10 protein-coding genes and 1 pseudogene are annotated in these 22178 nt (G+C 69.6%); 8 read left to right on the forward strand and 3 right to left on the reverse strand.

Annotation, left to right across the window (positions count from 1 at the left end; translation table 11 throughout):
* The 6 genes from ABD811_RS21940 to ABD811_RS21965 form a co-directional block, all read left to right on the forward strand.
* The coding region (locus tag ABD811_RS21940) for an nSTAND1 domain-containing NTPase (protein ID WP_344950719.1) at window positions 1-4468 on the forward strand (4468 nt) is incomplete at its 5' end.
* Window positions 4465-6363 (forward strand): MBL fold metallo-hydrolase, encoded by a 1899-nt coding sequence (locus ABD811_RS21945; RefSeq protein WP_344950722.1) that lies wholly within the window; start codon window positions 4465-4467, stop codon window positions 6361-6363. The genes ABD811_RS21940 and ABD811_RS21945, both read left to right, overlap by 4 nt.
* A gap of 527 nt (window positions 6364-6890) precedes the next feature.
* The gene (locus ABD811_RS21950) at window positions 6891-8513 is read left to right on the forward strand and encodes a hypothetical protein (RefSeq protein WP_344950725.1); all 1623 of its coding nucleotides are present in this window, start codon (window positions 6891-6893) and stop codon (window positions 8511-8513) included.
* Between the two features lie 151 nt (window positions 8514-8664).
* Window positions 8665-9138, forward strand: coding sequence for a hypothetical protein (locus ABD811_RS21955; protein WP_344950728.1), 474 nt, complete (start codon window positions 8665-8667; stop codon window positions 9136-9138).
* 2 nt (window positions 9139-9140) lie between these two features.
* Window positions 9141-11147: an Hsp70 family protein gene (locus ABD811_RS21960; protein WP_344950731.1), complete on the forward strand. Its 2007-nt coding sequence runs from the start codon at window positions 9141-9143 to the stop codon at window positions 11145-11147.
* 560 nt (window positions 11148-11707) lie between these two features.
* Window positions 11708-13792, forward strand: coding sequence for a UvrD-helicase domain-containing protein (locus ABD811_RS21965; RefSeq protein WP_344950734.1), 2085 nt, complete (start codon window positions 11708-11710; stop codon window positions 13790-13792).
* Window positions 13793-13826: 34 nt separating this feature from the next.
* On the opposite strand, the gene ABD811_RS21970 is transcribed toward ABD811_RS21965, so the two are convergent.
* Window positions 13827-14021, reverse strand: coding sequence for a hypothetical protein (locus ABD811_RS21970; protein WP_344950737.1), 195 nt, complete (start codon window positions 14019-14021; stop codon window positions 13827-13829).
* A gap of 308 nt (window positions 14022-14329) precedes the next feature.
* Between ABD811_RS21970 and ABD811_RS21975 the strand changes: the two genes are divergently transcribed.
* Together ABD811_RS21975 and ABD811_RS21980 are read left to right on the forward strand one after the other, a co-directional pair.
* Window positions 14330-15229: a helix-turn-helix domain-containing protein gene (locus ABD811_RS21975; RefSeq protein WP_344950739.1), complete on the forward strand. Its 900-nt coding sequence runs from the start codon at window positions 14330-14332 to the stop codon at window positions 15227-15229.
* A gap of 289 nt (window positions 15230-15518) precedes the next feature.
* Window positions 15519-20450, forward strand: coding sequence for a DEAD/DEAH box helicase (locus tag ABD811_RS21980; protein ID WP_344950742.1), 4932 nt, complete (start codon window positions 15519-15521; stop codon window positions 20448-20450).
* 17 nt (window positions 20451-20467) lie between these two features.
* On the opposite strand, the gene brxD is transcribed toward ABD811_RS21980, so the two are convergent.
* Both brxD and ABD811_RS21990 read right to left on the reverse strand, forming a co-directional pair.
* Entirely contained in the window at window positions 20468-21826 is a 1359-nt protein-coding gene (gene brxD / locus ABD811_RS21985; RefSeq protein WP_344950745.1) for a BREX system ATP-binding protein BrxD, read from the reverse strand.
* Window positions 21826-22178 (reverse strand): annotated as a pseudogene (locus tag ABD811_RS21990) (hypothetical protein); the annotation flags it as partial. The pseudogene ABD811_RS21990 and the gene brxD, both read right to left, overlap by 1 nt.

A 22178-nucleotide genomic window follows, 5' to 3' on the forward strand; every position in this document is an offset into this window, starting at 1 on the left:
CGCCGCCGAGGCCGCCGCGCTCAGGGCGGGGCGTCCCGCGCTGGCCGGCTGGGTGCGCCTGGCCGGCGGCGCGCCCGAGGCGCAGGCGAAGGTCCGCTGGGCGGCCGCGCTGGCGCAGGAGACGAACGCCTCGGGCGGGCGCCTGTCGTCGGCGTACGTCGAGATGGTCCGCGGGCTGGACGCCGCCGCGCTCGACGACGACTCCGCCGGACGGCTGCTGGCCTGGGCGTCGGCGATCCGGGCGGGCATCGTCCGGCCGAGCCCCGAGTCCGCGGAGCTGCTCAGGCGGCACGCCCCGGTCGTGGCCGCGCATCGGGGCCTCGCCGCGCTCGGTGACAGCTTCCTGCGCGCCGCCAATCGCGGCGACTACCTGGTGCCGGGCGTGTCCAACGAGCTGCGCGACACCCAGCGGGCCGAGGAGCAGCGGCGGCTGCGCTCCGCGCAGTCCCGCCAGCTGCTGGCGGAGGGCCCGCGCAAGAAGATCAAGTACCAGCTCGCCACCGAGGTGTGGAAGCACCTGCTGCAGGACGACGGGGAGGTCGGGCGGCTGCTGGCCCTCGCCGCCGCCGACGCCGAGGACCGCGCCGGGCGGGCCGGCGCCGACGTCGAGCGGCTGCGCGCGGCCGGCGCGGTCGAGCGGCTGATCGACGACACCACGGCCGACCTGCGGGGCGGCCGGTCCAAACGGCGGATCGAGGCCGCCGCCCGCCGCCGCCTCGGCGAGCTGGTCGACGAGGCCCTCGACATCGTCCACGACTGGAGCCGTGCGGCGCGCGAGGTGCTGGTCATCCGCGACGCCAAGCCGGAGCACCTGGGGATGCAGCAGCGGCTCGCCCAGCTGCGCGGTGAGGCGTTCGAGGTGCGGGACGACTGCGTGGCGGAGCTGGCCGAACTGGAGCGGGACGCCCCCGACCCGGTGCTGGGCGCCGCCGCCCGCACCGCCCGCATCCTCCTGGAGGACACGCTGCGGCTGCTGAGCGGCGCCCCGCTCGGCGCCGAGCCCCGCACCCCCGACCAGGTGACGGGGCAGGACCTGCTCCTGGCCCCCGGTATCGCGCTGCGCCCCGGGTCGTTCCAGCCGCGCGGCGTCCCCGCGCTGTCCGAGCTGCTCCCCCTCTGCGACGGCGGCGCCCCCGACTGGACGGCGGCGTTCGACGCGCGCGCCCAGCGCGACGACCACGTCGGCACCGAGGCGATCGTCCGGGCGCTGCGCCCCGTCGACCCCGACCTGGCCGCCGCCCTGGAGCGGCGCCGCGGCACCCTCAAGGAGCAGGCCCGCAGGGAGATGGGCGAGCTGCGCGAGAAGGTCGGCGACAAGCTCGCCCAGATGCGCCGCGACGGACAGCTCGACGAGAGCGCCGCGACCCGCCTGCAGACCCGGCTGCGGCCGCTGAACGACCCCGACCGCGACGACTTCGACCGGCTGCGCGCCGTCGCCGAGTCCGTCGCCGCGGAGGCCGACGAGATCGCCGCCCGCCAGGTCGCCGGCGTGCGCGCCGACCTGGAGGCGCACCTGGGCGAGCCCTCGGTCGCCGCCGCGGCCGACCGGATCCGCGAGTACCTGGACCGGGGCGACCTGACCACCGCCCGCGAGTCGCTGGTGCAGGCCCGGCAGGGCCGTGAGCTGCCCGAGCCGTCGCGTGAGCGCGGCCACCTGGCGCGGTTCTTCCCCGCCTTCCCCGACGCGTTCGAGGCGCTGGGCTCGTCGCGGCGCAACGAGCAGGTCAGCACCGCGATCAACACGCTCATCGACGCCATGGAGCACGGCGGACGGCTCGACGACGACCGCCTCCGCCGCCTGCTGTCCGGCGCCGGTCTCGACCTGACCGCGCTGCGCCGTCCCGGGGTGAGCCGGGAGGGCCTGCGCAAGTGGCGCACGGTCGCCCAGGGCCCGAAGGCGGCCGGCAACCTGCTCACGGCGATCGAGCCGGTGCTGCGGATGATCGGCCTGGAGGCCGCGGCCCGTCCCGGTGCGGCCGAACGCGCCCGCACCTGGATCGAGCTGACCGGGGTGCACTGGCGGGGCCCGGCGCTGCTGCCGCAGTTCGGGACGGGCATGAGCCCGTCGGGCGACACGCTGCGGCTGCTGCTGGTGTGGCAGCGTCCCCGCCCGCAGGAGATCGTCGAGTGGTTCAAGGGCGAGCCCGCCGACCAGACCGTCCTGGTGTGGTACTTCGGCACGCTGTCGGCGGCCGACCGGCGGCGGCTGGTGCGGGCCGCGCGCCGCCGCCCGCACCCCGTGGCCGTGCTGGACGACGCGGCCATCGGCTACCTGGCCTGCCTGCCCGAGTGCGACTGGACCGACACCGTCGAGGTGCTGGCGCCGTTCACGTCCTTCAACCCGTTCATCCCCACCGGCAACGTGCCCGAGGAGATGTTCTACGGGCGGCAGGAGCAGTTGCGGCAGGTGATCGACCGCAAGGGCGGCTCGTTCGTCTACGGCGGACGCCAGCTGGGCAAGTCGGCGCTGCTGCACGCCGCCCGCCGCCAGGTCGACCGCGACCCCAACCGCATCGTGATCTTCAAGAGCATCTCGGCCGTGGGCCGCACCGACCCGGCGGACGCGGTCTGGGCCAGGCTGCGCCGCCCCCTGGCCGACGTGGGCGTGCTGTCCCCCGCTCACACCGGCGGCGACGCCGAGGAGATCCGGGAGGCGATCCGCGCCTGGCTGGCCGGCGATCCGCAGCGGCAGTTGCTGATCCTGCTGGACGAGGCCGACGAGTTCCTCAACCGCGACGCCGACAGCGCCCGTTTCGCCAACGTCAGCGCCCTGCGCGACCTGATGAGCGAGACCGACCGGCGGGTCAAGGTGGTGTTCGCCGGGCTGCACCAGACCGCGCGGTTCAAGAGCCTGCCCAACCAGCCGCTGGCGCACTTCGGCGAGCCGATCTCCATCGGCCCGCTCCAGCCGCAGGACGCCTTCGACCTGCTCACCAAGCCCCTGGCCACGCTGGGCTTCCGGCTGCCCGAGACGCTGGCCGCCCGCGTCATCGCCGAGGCCAACAACGCGCCCGCGCTGATCCAGCTGTTCGCCGACGCCCTGCTCAAGCACCTGCAGCGGCAGACCGCCGACGAGCACCCCCTGCCGTACGAGGTGACCCGCGCCGACGTGGACGCCGTCCGCGAGGACGCCCGCCTGGCCGAGGGCTTCCGCGAACGCTTCGACTGGACCATCAACCTCGACCAGCGCTACAAGGTCATCGCCTACGTCGTGGCGTTCCGCGCCCTGACGGAGGCCGCCGACGCCACCGCCCCGGCCGGTGACCTGTTCGGCGAGTGCCGCCAATGGTGGCCCCAGGGATTCGCCCAGTGCACCCGCGACGAGTTCCAGGGCCTGCTGGACGAGAGCGTCGAACTGGGCATCCTCCTGGCCGAGGACGGACGGTACCGGCTGCGCACCCCCTACATCCTGGACCTGCTGGGCGGCGAGGAGCAGGTCCAGGAGTCCCTGGACCAGGCCGAGGAGTTCGAGCTGCCGGACTCCTTCGACGTCCACTCCTACCGGTCGGTCTATCCGAGCGGCCCGGAACGCTGGGAGCGTTCACCGCTCACCAGCGGCCAGGTGTCGCGGCTGCTGCGCAGAGCCAACCTCGTCCACGTCCTCGCCGGGTCGGCGGCGCTGCGGCTCGAACACGTCCCCAACGCGCTGCGCGCCGAAGAGGACCACAACCCCCACGTCAAGGTGCACGTGCTCCAGAAGGGCGGCACCTTCGACGCCCTGGTCGCCAAGTCCCGCACCCACCGCGGCCACACCCTGATCGTGATGGACCTGCGCGAACGCACCGCCGAGCAGGCCGCCGCGCAGATCCGCGAGGCGTGCGAGACCGTCACCCGGCACCACTCGTCCCACGAGGGCACGCTCGGCGTCGTCTTCACCGCCCCACCCGCCCTGGCCCCTTTGTGGCTGGCGGCCCGCACGGGCGGCGAATCCTCCCTCGCCCCGGGCGGGAACGCCGAACTGATGGAACTGCGCCGATTCGACCCGCCCTCGATCCGGCAGTGGATGCGCGAGGAGGCGCACGCCTTCCAGACCCCGCACAGCCAGCAGAACCTCCTGGCGGCCACCGGCGGCTGGCCGATGCTCATCAGCAAGGTCCTGGACGGCGGCGCCGTCGCCGACCCCGACGCCGCCCTGGACAAGTGCCACCGTCTCCTGCGCGACACCCCGCAGGCCCTCGTCTCCGCCTCCGGCGTGCACTGCCGGCCGCCCGTGCAGGCCGCCTGGCAGGCGCTGGTCGACATCGACGAACCCGGCACCCCCGCCGATCTGGCCGACCTGCTCGCCCCCGGCGAGGAGGCGGACCACCCGCTGGGACCCGACGCGCTGCGCCGCCACCACTTCCGCTCCATCGCCGACGTGATCGAGGTGCTGCGCATCCTCGGCGCGCTGATCCCCGCTCCCGGCAACCCACACGAACTGGTCTGCGAACCGGTCCTGGCCGGCGCCACCCGCGGCGAGCAGGCATGAACGGCCTCCCACTGGACGCCGCGCTGACGGCCGCCGCGACCGTCGTCCTGGCCCGCGACACCTATCAGGGCCCCGACCGCACCCCTGCCGACCTTGTCCGCAACCGCCGCTCCTGGCTGCTCGGCCTGATCGCCAAGTCGTCCGCCCTCCGCGCCGAGGCCCGCACCCTGCTCCCCGACGACCACCCGGCCCGTCTGCTCCTGCATCCGGACACGGACGTCGCCACCGCCGCGACCCGGCTCGCCGCACTGTCCACGACCGCCCTCGAACGCCGCGCCCGCCAGCTCACCGAGCGCAGGAACCAGCTGCAGCAAAAGCTCGCGTCCACCCGGCGGAAACTGGAGTACGAACAGAAGGACACCGCACGCCTGCGCTCAGAGCTGGCCGTCGCCCGGCAGGCCGCCGCCGACGCCGAGCAGGAGATCACCGACCTGCGGGCACGCCTGACCGCCCAGCACAACCGCCTGAAAGACCCCCGCTCCCTGGCCGCCGCCCTCCTCACGGCACTACCGCAGAACGCCGACGACACCCTCCGCACGAGCCTGCACAACCTGATCGCCCCACCCCGCGCCACCGCGTCCATTCACTCACGCGACCTGCGCGTCACTCCCCTCGGCGGCGACGACCACATCGGCGGCTCCTGCCTGCTCGTCGAGTCCGGCGACACCCGTCTGCTGGTGGACGCGGGCATCCGCCCCGGCGACACCCCCGAGCCGCCCCGCGACATCGCCACGGCGCTCCAGTCCCGCCCGGAGGCGGTCGTGGTGACGCACGCCCACGCCGACCACTGCGGCTACGTCCCGGCCCTCACCGCCCGGCTGCCCCGCCTGCGCGTCGTCGCGACCCCCGAGTCCTGCCGCCTCATGCCCGTCATGTGGCAGGACTCCCTGAAGGTCATGCGGCGGCGCGCCGACATCCGCATTTCCTACGGCGGCTCCTGGCAACCGCTCTACGACCACACCGCCGTGGACGACGCGGTCGCCCGCCTGGAAGAACTGCCTTTCGGCGCCCCCCGCCGCATCGGCGACCTGACCGTCGAACTGTTCCCCGCGGGCCATATCCTCGGCGCCGCCGGAGCGGTGATCCGCGCCGGCGACCGCCGCGTGGTCGTCACCGGCGACATCTCCGGCTTCCGCCAGGAGAGCGTCGACGGCTACCGCCTCCCCGACAGCGCCCGCGGCGCCGACCTGCTGGTCCTGGAATCCACCTGCTGCGCCGAAAAGCACGACGACCGCGAAACCCGCGTCACCGACCTGATCTCAACGGTCACCGAGGTGTACGGGGCCGGCGGCCGCGTGCTGATCCCCGCCTTCGCCCTGGGCCGCGCCCAGGAACTGGCCCTGCTGATGCGCACCCGGCTGCCGCACGTCCCCGTCCTGGTCGACGGCATGGCCAAGGACCTGACCAGGACGTTCGAGTCCGTCACCGACCTGTCGATCTTCGGCGGCAACGTCGCCCCGGCCCCCCGTCCCCCGGCCTTCGACCGCTTCACCGAGGGCGTGGTCATCGCCACCTCCGGCATGCTCACCGCCGGCCCCGCCGTCGAATGGGCCGCCCGCATCCTCCCCGACCCGCACAGCGCCGTCCTCCTCTCCGGCTACCAGGACGAGGAATCCGGCGGCCGCCGCCTCCTCGACGACGCCCGCCACGGCGCCCCCGACCACGAACTCCCCGCCCGCCACGGCACCCGCTCCGTCCCCCTACGCGCCCGCGTGGCCCAGATCCGCCTCTCCGCCCACGCCGACCGCCACGGCCTCCTCGAAATAGCCGACGAGACAAAACCAACCCAGGTCATGCTCGTCCACGGCCTCCCCTGGAAACAGAACGCCTTCCGCCAGACCCTCCACGTCCACGGCCACACCACCACCCCCACCGCCCCCTGGGCTGCCCTATGACCGGCCGCAGGGTGCTCAGGGATGTGGCGTTGCGAGAAAAGCCGGTGACCTGCGTGACGCTCCTGTGTATGTCAGACGCTCTGAGCGTCTGGTGGGAAAGCCGTACTCGTGCGAACGCGGACAGTGAGGTCGCGGAGATTGCATTACGGTTCGGCCAGGCTGGTCCTTGGGAAAGGGCCAGCGCAACACGCAGCCGCTGACAGGCGTTGCGGGGCACGCTCGCTCCACCAGGGAGATGTTCTTATGGCTGATCAGGTGGGAACGGCAGGGGCTTAAGCCGTAGCCACGCAAGTGGAGACGTGACGTTGTGGCGAGCGGTCCGTAGCTCCGGACTGGCTCTGCGCGCCAGCAGCAGGGGGACTGCCGCGCGCAACGGCAAGGCGATCACGGACGGCACGACAGGCGTCCAGGGCTTCGCTTTTACTTCGGACCGCCGTTGCAGGCGGCTGGACGGAATGCTTCTACCGCCCAAGCAGTATGATCCCAATACCTATGCCGACCTTCCTCCATATACACAAGTAGTAATCGTGCCGTCGAAGCAAGAACTCATAGCCGCGGAGCGTGCGAGGCGCGCCCGCAAGCGTGCCGCCCGCCTGGCCTCGACCGCCGACCCTGCTGCGGAAGCCTGGGGCCGGCTCGGCGTTCACGGAGCCGACACGATCGCGGCGATTCGGGACGCGACATGGCAGCTGCTCGAGGAACTTCCCGATGCTGACCGCCATCCCTCCCTCCGAGAAGCGGTGGACACCCTGCCCACCGCCGAATTCCCCGCCCTGGTGCATGCGGCACTCGCCGATCTTGAACCATTCCGGCTGCTCAGCAACCTGATCCGTCTCGGAGAGGCCGGGATCCCGTGGCTGAGCGAGCAAGGTCTCACCAAGGCGCTGCTGCTTGCTGCGGCGCGGCCCAGCGCCCACGAGATCGGTCCACTGCCCGCCCCCTTGCTGGATGGGGCGGTCCCATGGCGCCTGTACCTGGCGGTACTGGGCCATCCGGTGCGATTGAGCGTGGACGAGATTCGACGAGAGCTCGAGCAACTTCCGCTTGCTCTGCTCGACGACCTGATCGACAGTGGAGTCCTGGGCCGCGCCGATCAGCCGTGGGCACAACGCTCCGAGCCACTGGAAGCGAGCTATCTGCGGGCTCGGCTGCTCCCCGAGGAAGTGTCCGCGGAAGAGGCGGCCGCCCTTGAGTGGTCAGAGGCCATCGCACGCCACGCGTACCTCAGCGGAGCCGCCCAGACCGGCGACGCGGTACTCGACATGCTCATCAGTCTCTACAGCGGAGACCGCTCCCATCACTTCGAACTGAGGGCGGTCCTACCACCGGAGCAGCGGAACCTGCTTCAGGAGATCATGGCGGGCACTCAGATCGGAAACTGGCCCGACTCCATCACGTCCGATCGCGGTCTGTGGAGTCTGCTCGCCGCCCAGTGGTCTGCTTCCCTCGACGCGGACAAGGGCAGAGGCAGGCTGATAAATCCGACTTTCAGCCCGTTTCACACCTGGTATGCCTATCGCGCCGCCTACCATCGGATCTTGGACGGGGACATCGATGGTGCGCTTCGGCAGGCTGACGCCTTCACGGACTTCGAACCACACGACGAGCGAGCGAAGATTGAGATCACGAACCTGAGAGCCTACCTCGCGATGCGACCCGACGAGCATCGCCATGAGGATTTGGACCGTGCCGAGCGACTCCTCATTGGCATCGCCGGGGACCATCCGCAGGCCAGAGCGAATCTGGCGATCGTCCAGCAGCGCAAGGCGATCCGCGCCAACGACCGGGAGTCTTGGGAGAATCCGTACTTCGTGCTCGGCATTCCGCACGAGAGCCCGGAATGGACGTCGCGCTGGCGGGAGCTCAGCCGGCAGTACCGTGACGACGTCAAGGAACAGGCACGGGTGAACGACGCCTGGCGCCGCATCCAGGAAGCCGAACGCACCGGAGAAACCTTCTTCAAGCTTCCCTCGGACGACGATTTCCTTCAGGAACACCGCACCCGATCGGCAGCACTCATCCCGCCGTTGGCTCCGCTGCCCAGACGTACCGTCACCGGCGAGGACGAGCTGGACATCATCAAGCGCCTGGCCGCCCCGGATCTGCTCACCGAGTTCGACTCCACCCTAAGAGGAGACCAAAATCGCTAAGAAGACGCCTCACCGTGGGACTTCCAGCAAGAAGCTGAAGAAACAGAAGCCAAAGCCCGGAAAGCATAAGTCCGCAAAGCCCAAGCCACCACCACGCAGGTCCACGCCGCATGTTACCGCATCTCCCCCTCCACTAGACCTTCAGCAACTGGTGACAGAGTTCACCGATGTCACGACCCGGCTTTTGGCCGACATGAACGCTGACACGTTTTCCCGCCAGGAGATCACCACGATCGTCCGACAAGCCGTCGCCGAGGCCATGCGCGCCCGCAAGAACCATCATGCGCAAATCATCGAAATCGACCGCCTAGTGACGCGGGAGACCAGGAACAGCGCGATCAGAGAGCGTTTGCCCGGGTGGCTCACCCGAGCCGGGCTCCGCAAGGTAATTTCCCTAGACACATCCACCAAGGACTGGTTCACCATCCTCAACGCGGATGATGATGGCGACTGCCTGCGAGTCGTGCATCCGGCGTACGTTGATGTCAATACCGGAACACTGGTGCAAAGTGGCCAGCTGAAATTGGAGGATCATGAACAGCACGGCAAGAGCACCGGGTGCCGACGCCTTTCTGATTTGTTGGCCGACCGGCAGGCAGTGACCGATGGCGTAGAGGAAGGTTGAGCGTGGCCACGGGGATCGATTTCGGCACCACCAACTCGGTGATCGCACAGTGGAACGGGGACGAGGTCGAGCCGCTTCCGCTCGACAGCGACCACCTCGATGCCGACTGGTTCTACCCATCCTTCGAGAAGCTTTTCCCGAGCGTAGTGGGACAGAGTTCCCTACGTCAGGGTCTGCTGTACGGCTGGGAGGCCAAACTTCGTTCTCAGCGCACCATTGAGGCATGTAAACGCATGCTCAAAAGCGATGGCGCCATCGAGGTAGGCAGCCGACGTTTCCCCGCCACGAGCGTTGCTTCCGGAGTGTTCGCCGCGATCCGCGAACGGGCGGACGCCGTTTTCACGGAGATCGACAACGCAGTGATCACGGTGCCTGCCAACGCCAAGGGCGGTGCCCGTTATCGCACCCGCGCTGCGGCCAACGCCGCCGGCATCCAGGTCAAGGCCCTCCTCAACGAGCCGACCGCGGCGGCGTTGGCTTATATGCACCACATCCAGGAAGACGGAACCATCATGGTCTTCGACTGGGGTGGCGGAACGATCGACGTGACGATATTGGAGCATGTGGACGGCTTCTTCCACGAGAAGATATCCCATGGAATCACCCAGCTCGGCGGCATCGAGATCGACAAACGGCTCCGCAACCTGATCCTCGGCAAACTGAAGCGGATTCCGGACTTCGGATCCGCCGAGAAAAAGACATTGGATCTGGCGATCGAGCGAACAAAGATCCGCTTGTCCACCGAGGAGTCCGTTCATGTCGACATCCCCGGTGGCCTGCCTGTCGAGGTCACTCGGCCCGAGCTGGAGGAGGCCATCAGCGACCTCGTCGAGGCCGCCCTCCAGCCGGCCCGTCGGTGTCTGAACGAGCTGGGCATCAAGCCGAAAGAGGTGGACGACATCCTCATGATCGGCGGTACCAGCCAGATTCCGTGTGTGCGCCGCGCGGTGGAACGTCTTATGGATGACGAGACGGTCAACCCGGAGCTGTGCGACCCCATGACCGCGGTTGCGGAAGGCGCCGCGGTCGCGGCGGCACTGTTCGATCGGGAGATCGAAGGTACCCTCAAGGTGACGTCCATGTACGCGTTGGGCACCACGCATCGCCCGGGCGGACGTAACGGACCGGAGGTCTTCAGCCCGCTCATCAAGGCAGGCTCGCCCCTTCCTGCGATCCGCACGAAGAGTTACACACCGAACGCTGATACCGCCCGGCAACTGTCCATTCCGGTCTGGGAAGCGGATCCCGAGAAACCACTGGATGACCCCGAGAATTTCCAGCTCACCACTCTGGAGGTCAAGTACCCCAGGCCGACCCCGCGCAAGGAAGCGGAATTCGAACTGGAGTACACGTACACCGAGGAAGGCTTGCTCCAGGTAAAGGCCACTTTGGTCGAGACCGGGGAGATTCTGCTCGATGAGGAGATCCAGGACTTCACGCACGGCGGCTGCCCCTCGACCGACGAGATCCGCGCGCATCTCCGGGAGTTGCCCCTCACACCGCCGCTACGCAACGCGCCACGTCCGGCCGCTCCCAGCGAGGTCGATGCTCCGGAGAAAGGTCCAACGACCGGGCGCTCATTCGTCGTCGACGGTTCCAACATAGCGTGGCTGAGCAAGTTCCGGGACAGAGGCGAGAAACCGAGCCTCGTACGCCTCACAGACGCGGTTCGGGCCCTCGCCGCAGAACATCCTCACGCGAGCATCACGGTCTTCGTCGATCCGGCGTTCCGGCACCAGATTGATCCATCAGAGCACATGGCCCTCGTTGAGGCCATCAGTAAGGGGCAAATCGTCCAGGTGCCTGCCGGAACCCACGGTAAGGCCGACCGCTCCGTGGTGGAGCTCGCAGGGCGGACCAACGCGACGGTGGTGACGAATGACAACTACGCCGAGCTCCAGGACGACCATCCATGGCTTCTGGAAGAAGGCCGAGTCCTCGGCGCACAATATGCCGGCGGCATCTGGATGTTCCTCCCGCGCACCCCGGTACGCAGGCGCAGGATATAGCCCACGTCGGTCTCGTAGACAGCGAAGCAGCAAATAGGACACGGCAATATCCACAACCGCAGCGGCCAATACGGCGCGGGCGGAAGTGTGCCTTCGGCCGCACCTTCGCCCGCCCGGTGAATGGTGACCAACGAGCGGCCGACGCGTTCACCCCGCTGGCCTCGAAAGCGAACCGCTGCGGCGTCGATCTGGAAACGGCCTTTCGTGAGAAGGATGCCCGCAACGAGCCGCGTACATAGCCTGAGGGGCCGACGGCAACGGCCCTGGGGCATATCTGTCCGGCGCCCCAAGCGGCGGGCACCTATCTGTCCGAACGGACGGACAGCGACCGCTGCGCATGGGAAGTCGCCGTCGGGCGACAACCATGACCGTGCGCACTGCCGGGCGCCGAACTCGCCATGCCGCGCCGCTGGCGGGCGCCCGGACGATGCGGGCGCCCAGCCGCCAGACCGCACCCATTCATCCGCCTGCGGGCGGAAGCCCGCAGGCGCTCGGACGCGCAGGACGGAGCGCCTACCATAGGTCTTCAGCCAGGGCGAGAACTCAATAAGGGGGGCGCGGTGGCGCAGCTGGCCATGGCCCGCACGTTCATGCCGCAGTACGCCAAGCTTCCGGGAAGGGTGCGCAAGTCGGTGGACGCGGCGATCGCCAAGTTCGCCGAGCACACCCATGCCGGGCTCCATCTTGAGAAGATCGCTGGCGCACGGGATCCGCGCATCCGCAGCATCCGGGTCGACGACTATTGGCGCGGTCTGGTACTCGCTCCCGCGGAGGGCGATGTCTACTGCCTGCTCACCGTCCTGGGGCATGACGAGGCGTACCAGTACGCGCGCGGCCGCCGATTCACGGTCAACCAGGCCATCGGCGTGCTTCAGAGCCACGACGAGGGCAAGCTCGACGAGATCCGGCCCGCCCTGGAGCAGATGTCCGAGCGGCTGGACCGGCGGCTGTTCGAGCACGTGCCGGACAAGGACCTCATCCGGCTCGGCGTCGACGAGGCCATTCTGCCGATCGTCCGGCTGATTCCGGACGAGGCGACCCTGCAGGTGCTGGAACATCTGCTGCCCGAACCGCAGTACGTCGCGCTGCTGGCCCTGGCCGCCGGGATGTCCCCGGAGGAGGCGTGGACCGAGGTGGCCGCCTGTATGTCCACCGACCAGCCGCCCGCGGACGTCGATCCCGACGACCTGGTGACGGCTATGCGACGCTCCCCCGACCGTGTCGTCTTCGTCGACGGCCCCGAGGAGCTGCGACACATCCTCGCCCACCCTTTCGACCTTTGGCGCGTGTTCCTGCACCCCGCGCAGCGCCGTATCGCGCTGCGCAACTCCTACAGCGGTTCCTTCCAGGTGACCGGTGGCGCGGGGACGGGCAAGACGGTGACGGCGCTGCACCGGGCGCGGCATCTGGCCACGGGCAACGGTGCGCGCGTCCTGGTCACGACGTTCACCACCTACCTCGCGGAGACCCTGCAGCAGCAGCTCGAGCTGCTGGTGGCCGACGAGGGCGTCCGTGACCGCATCGAGGTCACCAACATCGACAAAGTGGCCTACGGCATCGTCGCCGCGCACCGCGGCAACCCCGGCATCGCAGGCCCGCAGGTCGTGCGCCGCCTGCTGGAGTCCGCGGCCGAAGGCCTCCCCTATTCGGCGGGCTTTCTGGCGCGCGAGTGGGAACACGTCATCCTCGCTCAGCGCATCACGAGCGAGGACGCGTATCTGTCCTGCTCCCGGACGGGCCGGGGGGTGGCCCTGTCACGCGCGCAGCGCAGGCTGGTCTGGCAGGCCATCCAGCGGGTGGTGGGCGGGCTGTCCGAGCGTGGCCAGTCGACCTTCCACCAGCTCGCCGACGAGGCCGCGGCGCTGGCCGCGCGTACCGCGCCGCGATACGACCACGTCATCGTCGACGAGGCGCAGGATCTGCATCCGTCGCAGTGGAGACTCCTGCGGGCGCTGGTGGCGCCGGGCCCCGATGACCTGTTCATCGTCGGCGACCCGCATCAGCGCATCTACGACAACCGGGTGTCACTGTCCAGCCTCGACATCAACATCCGCGGCCGTGGCGCCAGGCTGAAGGTCAACTACCGCACCACGCACGAGATCCTGGCCTGGGCGGTGCCGCTGCTCGGCCTGGCGCCGGCGATCGGGCTGGACGACGGTACCGACACCCTGCACGGCTACCGGTCCCCCATGCACGGCCGACGGCCGGTCGTCCGGAGCTTTCCCGACCAGAATGCCGAGCTGACCGCCCTGGTGTCCCAGGTCCGCGCCTGGCTGGCCGATGGCGTGGAGCCCGGGTCCATCGCCGTCACCGGCCGTTCCCGTCACGTCATCGACCCGGTCAGGGAGGCCCTGAAGGAGGCCGGCATCGAGACGGGGTCGCTACTGTCCCGGGCGCCGCGTGTGCGGGTCGGGACGATGCACGGCATGAAGGGTCTGGAATTCCGGTGCGTGGCGGTGGTCGGAGTGCACGAACAGGCCATTCCGACGCAGGTCACGCGGCAGGCGGACGACCCCGTCGCGCATACCCACGACCTGCAGCGGGAGCGGTGCCTGCTGTTCGTCGCCTGCACGCGCGCCCGGGACGACCTCTACGTGTCCTACACCGGCACGCCCAGCCCCTTCCTGGCCTCGGCCGCAGGCTAGGCGGCTCCCCGCAGAGGGGCAGGGCGGCATGCCGTTAATCCATGATGGTGTGCAGAAGAGCGATCACACAGGTGCCCACAGTCGCACCTGCGGCGACGTCGACCTGGACCGCGAGACTCACGCCGACCACGCCGGCGATGCCAAGGATGATCGCCCAGCGCTGCGGCAGCCGGTCGGGTTCTTGTGGGGACCCGCCGATCTTCTCACCGTCTCCGTCCGGTCCGCGCATGCCCCTCGCCTGCCTTCGGTCATGAAGCGTGATGGGAACTGACAGGTTTCGTCGCTGACAGCCGAGCCCGTCAGCCTCGCGCACGAGATCGCGCTTCGTCCCGCGAGCCCGCACTGCGCTCCTTCCGCGCGCCACACATGATGCCAGAAGCACGTGCATATGCAAGCTCATTCAGATGCATATGCATGGCTGCGTCGCGCCGGGCCGCGCGTCACCGCTCATGGCGGCCCCGCCCCGCATGCCAGGACGGCACACCATGTTCCGTGGATGGGCCACACTACGGAGAGAGACGAAGGGAGGAGCCCTTGATGCGCGGACCGGTGGAACAGGAAGCCCCAGCGACCACTGAGGTTCCCCGTCGCGGCGGACCCACCGTGCTGCGCTTGATGCTGGGCGCACGTCTGCGGGAACTCCGCGAGTCGAAGGGCATCACAGCCGAGGATGCCGGCTACGTGATCCGTGGCAGCCAGTCAAAGATCAGTCGTCTTGAACTCGGGCGCGTCGGCGTCAAAGAACGCGACATCGCGGATCTGCTGCGTCTCTACGGCGTAACGGACGAAACGGAGCGAGAGGCTCTGCTGTCACTCGCCAGGGAGGCCAATGTTCCCGGCTGGTGGGAACGGTTCAACGAGGTCGTGCCATCCTGGCGTGGCACGTACATTGGCCTGGAAGAGGCTGCCTCAATGATTCGTGGATACGAGGCGCACCGCATTCCCGACCTGCTCCAGACCGAAGAGTATGCCCGCGCTGTCGCGACCATGCAGTTGGGCGACACCTCCGAAAGCGACGTCGAACGCCGCGTCGATTTCCAGAGGAGGCGTCAACGATTGGTCACCGAAGCGAACCACCCCAGGCTCTGGTTCGTGTTGGACGAGGCGGCGCTTCGCCGAGCACCATGCGACGCACTGGCCATGCGCGCACAACTCGAACATCTCATTGAACTAACCAGGGACACGGCCGTCTCCCTGCAAATACTCCCCTTCCACAAACGCTATCCCGCGACGAACTCGTTCACCATTCTGCGATTCAGTCGCCGAGAATTGCCGGACCTGGTCTATCTTGAACAGCTCGACAGTGCCCTGCACCTGGACCGGCCGGCCGACGTGGAGCTCTACGTTGGGTATCTGAATCGTCTGGTCGTGATTGCGGAGCCAGTTACAGCCACCGAGAAAATTTTGCAAACCCTCATCAAAGAACTGTCGGAGTAGCGTCGGCGACCTCTTTGAGGACCCTAATCGCGCCCTGCGCCGGTATCTGCCCCTGTACGCGGGCGCCTCGCTCCGATCGCAGCGTCGGCGGCATGGCCGCCTACGCGGGGCAGCGGTACCGGCCCTTCCGGGCACGGCCCCGGCAGGCGCCTCTGCAGCGAGTCGCATTAGCTTCTGATCAGAGTCGCCTTGCGCTACTGTGGTAGCCCCGCAAAGCGTTGATCAAGACTCGGGATGGCCTGCAGCCGGCATACGGCACCGAGCATCACCTCAGCCGGCCATTTCCGCGATGACCGCATTGGGGCCTTTAGTGACCGACACCCTGGATCCGCTGCGCACCAGCGAGCTGATCGGCGACACCTACCGGCGGTATCTGCGGTCGCTGCTGCCGATCCGCGATCGGAAGATCGCGTCGGCGTTGGACGCGCAGATCACCAACAGCGACCTGCTGGCCAAGGGCCCGTTCCTGGAGGCGACGCCGCCGTACGAGACCGGTGCCACGCTGGAGGAGCTGATCGCCGAGGGGGTTCTGGATCCGGGGTTCCGTGCGTTCGGCAGCACGGCCCTGCCGCTGGATCGGCCGCTGTACCTCCATCAGGAGCAGGCCATACGAAAGGCGGCCTCCGAACGCAACGTCGTGGTCGCCACAGGCACCGGCTCGGGCAAGACGGAGAGTTTCCTGTTGCCCGTCCTGAACCGGCTCGCCGCCGAGCACCGCGCCGGCACGCTCGGCCCAGGGGTCCGTGCACTGCTGCTGTACCCGATGAACGCCCTGGCCAACGACCAGATGAAGCGGCTGCGCCGGATTCTGGCCCAGGCCCCGCACATCACCTTCGGACGCTACGTCGGCGACACCAAGGAGCACACCGAAAGGGCCGAGCAGTCCTTCGAGGTCCTCAACCCCGGGGAACAGCTGCTACCCAACGAGCTGCTCAGCCGGGAGCAGATGCGCGCGACACCGCCGCATCTGCTGCTGACGAACTACGCGATGCTGGAGTACCTGCTGCTGCGTCCCGCCGACCTTGATCTGTTCGAGGGCGAGCACGGCGGTCACTGGCGGTTCATCGTGGTGGACGAGGCGCACGTGTACGACGGCGCCAAGGCGGCGGAGGTCGCGATGCTGCTGCGGCGCCTGCGCGACCGGGTCGCGCCCGACCGTCCGCTGCAGTGCCTGGCCACCAGTGCGACCGTCGGCGACGACCGGCATGCCGTGACCCGGTTCGCCGAGCGGTTGTTCGACGCCCGCTTCGAGTGGGTGGCAGGCGATCCGAGCCGCCAGGATCTGGTCGGGCCGACGCGGCGGCGCGAGCCGCCCGGGCCGTACTGGGGGCCGCTGGGCGCGCCGGATTACCGCAAGCTCGCCGAACTGCCCGATCCCGAGGCGGAGATCGTGCGCCTGGCGGCCGAGCACGGCGCCGGTCGTGGCACGGCCGCGGACCTGCTGGCGCGTGAGCAGCGGATGGTGGATCTGCGTGCCCTGTTGTCGGCCCGCCCGCAGCTGTTCGGTTCGGTCGCCGCGGCGCTGTTCGCTCCGGATGAGCTGCCGCAGGAGTCGCTGGCGGCCCTGGTGGCGGTGGGCAGCCGGGTGACCGACGAGTCGGGCACGCCTGTGCTGTCGGCCCGGTATCACCTGTTCACCCGAGCGACCGAGGGCGCCTACACCTGCCTGTCGGACTCCGGCCCGCACGTGTCGCTGGGCCGTCGCGAAAGGTGCGCCGACTGCTCGGCCGCCGCGTTCGAGTTCGGCGCGTGCCAGCGCTGCGGTGCGGTCTACCTGACGGGTCACGTCCGCGACGACCAGGGGCGGTTGTTCTTCGTCCCGCGCACGCGCCCGGACGAGACACCGGCCTGGCTGTTGCTCGGTGACCACCCCGTCGTCGTTGACGAGGACGACCAGACGTTCGAGGACAACCCGACGACGCTGAACAGCGACGAGGCGCTGCTGTGTTCGGGATGCGGAGGGTTGCACGTCGGCAGGCTCGCGACGTGCTGCTCGGGCGCTCGGTTGTGGGAGGTGCGCAAGCTGACGCGCAGCGGCTCGCCGCGCGGGTGCCTGGCATGCGGGGCGGGCGCCAAGAGCCGCACGATCCGCAAGTTCGAAAGCGGCCAGGACGCGGCGGCGGCGGTGGTGTCGACGGCGTTGTACCAGGCGCTTCCGCCCGCCCCGGACGAGTCCGTGGCCGACCATCCGGGCGAGGGCCGCAAGCTGCTGCTGTTCAGTGACTCGCGTCAGAAGGCCGCGTTCTTCGCCCCGTATCTGCAACGGACCTACGGTGACCTGCAGCGGCGCAGGCTCATCTGGCAGGGATTGCTGGCCGCCGTCCGCGACGGTGACGTGGCGCGGGTCGACGATCTCGCCGCGGAGGTCGCCAAGGCCGCCACGCGAGAAGGGATCTTCGAACGCCGCGCCTCCAGGCAGGCCAAGCAGCGGGAGACCACGCTGTGGGTGATGAGGGAGCTGATCCCTCTCGACGACCGCCAGTCCCTGGAGGGACGCGGGCTGCTGCGCGTCACCATGGAACGCGATCCACGTTGGCGGCTTCCCGGGGCGTTCACTCAGCTTGGGCTGGACGAGGAGGAGAGCTGGGCGCTGCTGGCCGAACTGGTGCGCACGCTGCGGCAGCAGGGTGCCCTCACCATGCCCGAGGACGTGGATCCGGCCGACGAGGCGTTCGACCCGCGCCGCGGGCCGATCTTCGTCCGGTCGAAGGGGGCGGAGGCCGCCCGCAAGGTGCTCAGCTGGTCGCCCACGCGCGGGGTGAACCGGCGGCTGGACTACGTCCGGCGGGTGCTGGCCGCGCTGGGCTCGGACGCCGATCCGGCCCAGGTGCTGGACGGCTGCTTCACCGCGCTCAGCCGGCAGCGGGAAGGCTGGCTGGTCGGCCGGCAGCCGCCGCAACTCGGCGTCGTCTACCAGGTCGACCACACCTGGTTGTCCCTGGAGGTCGGGTCGTCGTTGTTCCGCTGCACGCTGTGCCGGCGTGTGGCACCGGTGTCGGTCCGGGGCGTCTGCCCCACGCTCGGCTGCACCGGCACGCTCGAGCCGTACGAGGTGCCCGAGATCGAGCAGGACGACGACCACTACCGGACGCTCTACCGGACCATGAAGCCGGTGCCGTTGACGGCCAGTGAGCACACCGCGCAGTGGACGAGCCAGACTGCGGCCGAGATCCAGCAGCGGTTCGTGCGCGGCGAGGTGAACGCGTTGTCGTGCTCGACGACGTTCGAGCTGGGTGTGGACGTGGGCGAGCTGCAGTCGGTCATGATGCGCAACATGCCGCCCACCACCGCCAACTACGTGCAGCGTGCCGGCCGCGCCGGGCGTCGCACGGCGTCGGCGGCGCTGGTGGTCACTTACGCCCAGCGCACCTCGCACGACCTGTCGCGCTACCAGAACCCGGTCGACATGATCGCGGGCAGGGTGCGTGCACCGCATGTGCCGCTCGGCAACGAACGCATCGATCGCAGGCACGCGCATTCGGTGGCGTTGGCGGCGTTCTTCCGTCACGCCAAGCGCATGCTGGGCCGGGAGTGGAAGACGGCCGGGGAGTTCTTCCTGCCCGGGCCGGACGGCGGGGACGCCCCAGTAACGCTGGTGCGCGGCTTCCTCGATCCCGTCCCCGAGCAGGTGCGCCGCTCGCTGGAACGGGTGCTGCCAAAGCAGGTGCGGGAGGATCTGGGCGTCGCCGAAGACCGGTGGGCGACCGAGATGGTCAGGCTCCTGGACGAAGTGCGACGCCAACTCCAGCACGAGGTCTCCCTCTTCGAGGAGAAGCGCGACAAGGCCGCTGCCGAGCGCCGGTTCAAGCTGGCCGACCAGTGCGAACGCACGATCAACACGCTGCGCAAGCGCAGCCTGCTCGGCTTTCTGGCCAACCACAACATCCTGCCCAAGTACGGCTTCCCGGTGGACACCGTGGAACTGCGCACCTCGCACACCGGAAGCCTGGTCGGCGAGTCGCTGGAGCTGGCCCGTGACCTGTCCTCGGCGATCTACGAATACGCGCCCGGGGCGCAGATCGTCGCCGGGGGCAAGCTGTGGACGTCGGCGGGCGTGTATCGGCTGCCCGACCGGGAGCTGGACGGCCAGAACTTCATGATCTGCCGCGCCTGCGGGTTCTTCCACGAGAGCCGAGACGAACTTGAGCGCAGCTGTCCCGCCTGCGACGCCCTGTACGAGGGCGCACCACGGCACTACGTCGTCCCGGAGTTCGGCTTCATCGCCTCCAAACGGGTGCAGAACCCGGGCATGCAGCCACCGGAGCGCAGTTGGAACGGCGCCACCTACGTGCTGCGGCTGGCGGACGAGGTGGAGGAGCTGACCTGGGAGCTGGCCAACGGCGGCCGGGTCGTCACCCGGGCCGGCGCCCCCGGAAGGCTGATCGCGGTGTCGGAGGGGGTCGGCCGCAGCGGCTACTGGATCTGCGACTCGTGCGGCTGGGGTCAGGCCATGACCGGGCGCATGCCGAGGACGCACAACCATCCGTTCCGCGACACCGAGTGCCGTGGCACGCTGCGGGTACACGCGCTGGCGCATCCGTACGAAACCGACATCCTGGAGCTGTCGTTCGACATGGCGGCGTTGCCGCACCAGGACTCCGTCACGCTGAACTCACTGGTCACCGCCATCCTGGAGGGTGCGGCGGATCAACTGCAGATCAGCCGTGACGACATCGACGGCACCCTCTACCCACACCGGGGCGGCCGCCGGGCACTGGTCATCTACGACACCGTGCCCGGCGGGGCGGGCAACGCCGTGCGGATCGCGCGCGCCCTGGACGAGGTGCTGCCGAGCGCGCTGGAGCGCGTCCAGTTGTGCGACTGCGGCGAGGAGACCTCCTGCTACGGCTGCCTGCGCAACTTCCGTAACCAGTGGATTCACGACCAGTTGCGACGCGGGCGTGCCTTGGACGTCCTACGGCGGATGGTCCCCGCGGTACGCGTGGGCGACGACACCCCGGAGGCTCAGGCGAACACTGGCACGAACAGGGAAGCACCCCGTTCCGGGCTCGGCGATCGGGTGGCGGCGGGCACGATGCTGTTCGACACACGCACCGGACTCACCGGCGCGCTCGTCCTCGAGGGCGGACAGGTCCTCCTGCACGGTGTGACCTATCCGGGCCCGGAGGAAGCGGCGGCCGCCGTGGAGCACGACGCCGACGCGGCCACGTTCTGGGCGGCCGACCTGCCCGAGGGGCGGATCCCTCTCGGCGAGCTGTAGCGCCGCCGCCGCGGCGGTCACAGGTCGAGTTCCACCTCGTCCGCACTGGTGGCCGGCACGGCCGCCGCAGCGGCGTTGCGTTCGACCTCGCTCATCTCCGCCGACGACATCGTCAGGCGGTAGTCGCGGCGCGGGTCGAACTCGTCGAGATAGTCGACGCGGTCCAGCACGTCGGCGACGAGCTTGCGCAGGTAGATGCGGGGGGCGACGCCGACCTGGCCGCCGAGCCCGCCGGTGACCGCCTTGGCCAGCTCGGCCAGGTAGGCGTCGTCCACCAGGGCGGCGACACGATCGGGATGCCGGGCGCCTGCGACGAAAAGGTCGCGGACCGCAGCCCCGAGCTCGACGAGCTTGGGCAGGTCGAACCCGGTGAGCCGGAGCTGCACGGCGCGGGGCGAGTCGAAGCGAGGGTCGGTGGAGAAGTCGGTGGCCAGCCGCTGCGCCAGGGGTGGCAGCCGCTGTGCGCCCTGCTGCCCGTCGAAGAACGCGGGCGTGCCAGTGATGAGCAGGTACAGGCCGGGGAACCGGCCGCTGTCCACCTCGTCGATGAGCTGCCGCATCGCGTTGAGGGCCTTCTCGCGGACGTCGGCGCGCACACGTTGGAGGGTCTCGATCTCGTCGAGCACCACCAGCAGCCCGGGGTGGCCGCAGTCGCGCAGCACGGTGAGCAGCCCCTGCAGGAAGCCCAGCGCCCCGAAGTGGTCGAGTTCGCCGCGGATGCCGGCGGAGCGTTTGGCGGCGGCGGCGACGTTGGGCTGGCCGCCGATCCAGGCGAGGAGGGCCTCGGCGACGGCGTCGTCTCCGGCGAGCCGGGCCCGCCGATAGCCGCGCAGGGCCGCCGCGAAGGCGGGGGTGGTGCGGGCGACGGCCGCCAGCCGCTGCTCCATCAGCTCATCGACGGCGCCGGCGAGCACCTCCAGGTCGGGCTGGCCGTCGTCGTCCAGCGGCACGGTGCCCGCCGCGAGCACGTCCTCTTCGAGGGCGAAGAACCACGCCTCGATGACGTCGCGCAGCGCGCTCGGCGGATGCGAGGCGGTGGAAAGCCGTTCCACCAGCCTCCGGTACACCGTCTCCAGCCGGTGCAGCGGCGTCTCGGTCTCGGAGATCTGGATCTCGGTGGCGGCCATGCCGCGCCGTTTGGCGCGTTCGGCGAGCCAGCGGGCGAAAAAAGTCTTGCCCGAGCCGTACTCGCCGCGGACGGCCTTGAACACCGCTCCGCCGGACTCGGCCGTCGCCAGTTCGTCGTCGATGGCGGTCTCGAAGCGGTCCAGCCCCACGGCGAACAGGTCCAGCCCGGTCTGCGGTACGGTGCCGCGGCGCAGCGCGTCGATCACCTCCCGACGGCGGGCGGCACTGACGGCGGCCGGACGGGCCATCAGCCGCCGCCTCCGAGGAACTGCTCGCGCAGCAGCGGCAGGTCGAGCGCCACGGTCCGGCCCCCGTCGGTGACCGACAGCACCTGGTAGCCGTCGATGTTGAGGATGTTCGCCACGGTGGCAACGTAGCCGTGCATGCGAGCGGGAAGCTGCCCGACGCGCTGGGCGGCGGCGGTCACGGCGAGCTTGCCGCCCGCCTGCGCCAGCGCGTCGATCAGCGCGGCGACCTGCCGATCGTCCACCCTGGCCCGGCCGAACTGCCGCTGACTGGCGAACAGCTCCGACGCCACGACCCGCTCGCCGAGACCGGACGCGCCGTCGGTCGCGACCTCGGCGACCTCGAACAGCGCCG

It is taken from the genome of Actinomadura miaoliensis, assembly GCF_039536785.1.
GTDB lineage: Bacteria > Actinomycetota > Actinomycetes > Streptosporangiales > Streptosporangiaceae > Spirillospora > Spirillospora miaoliensis.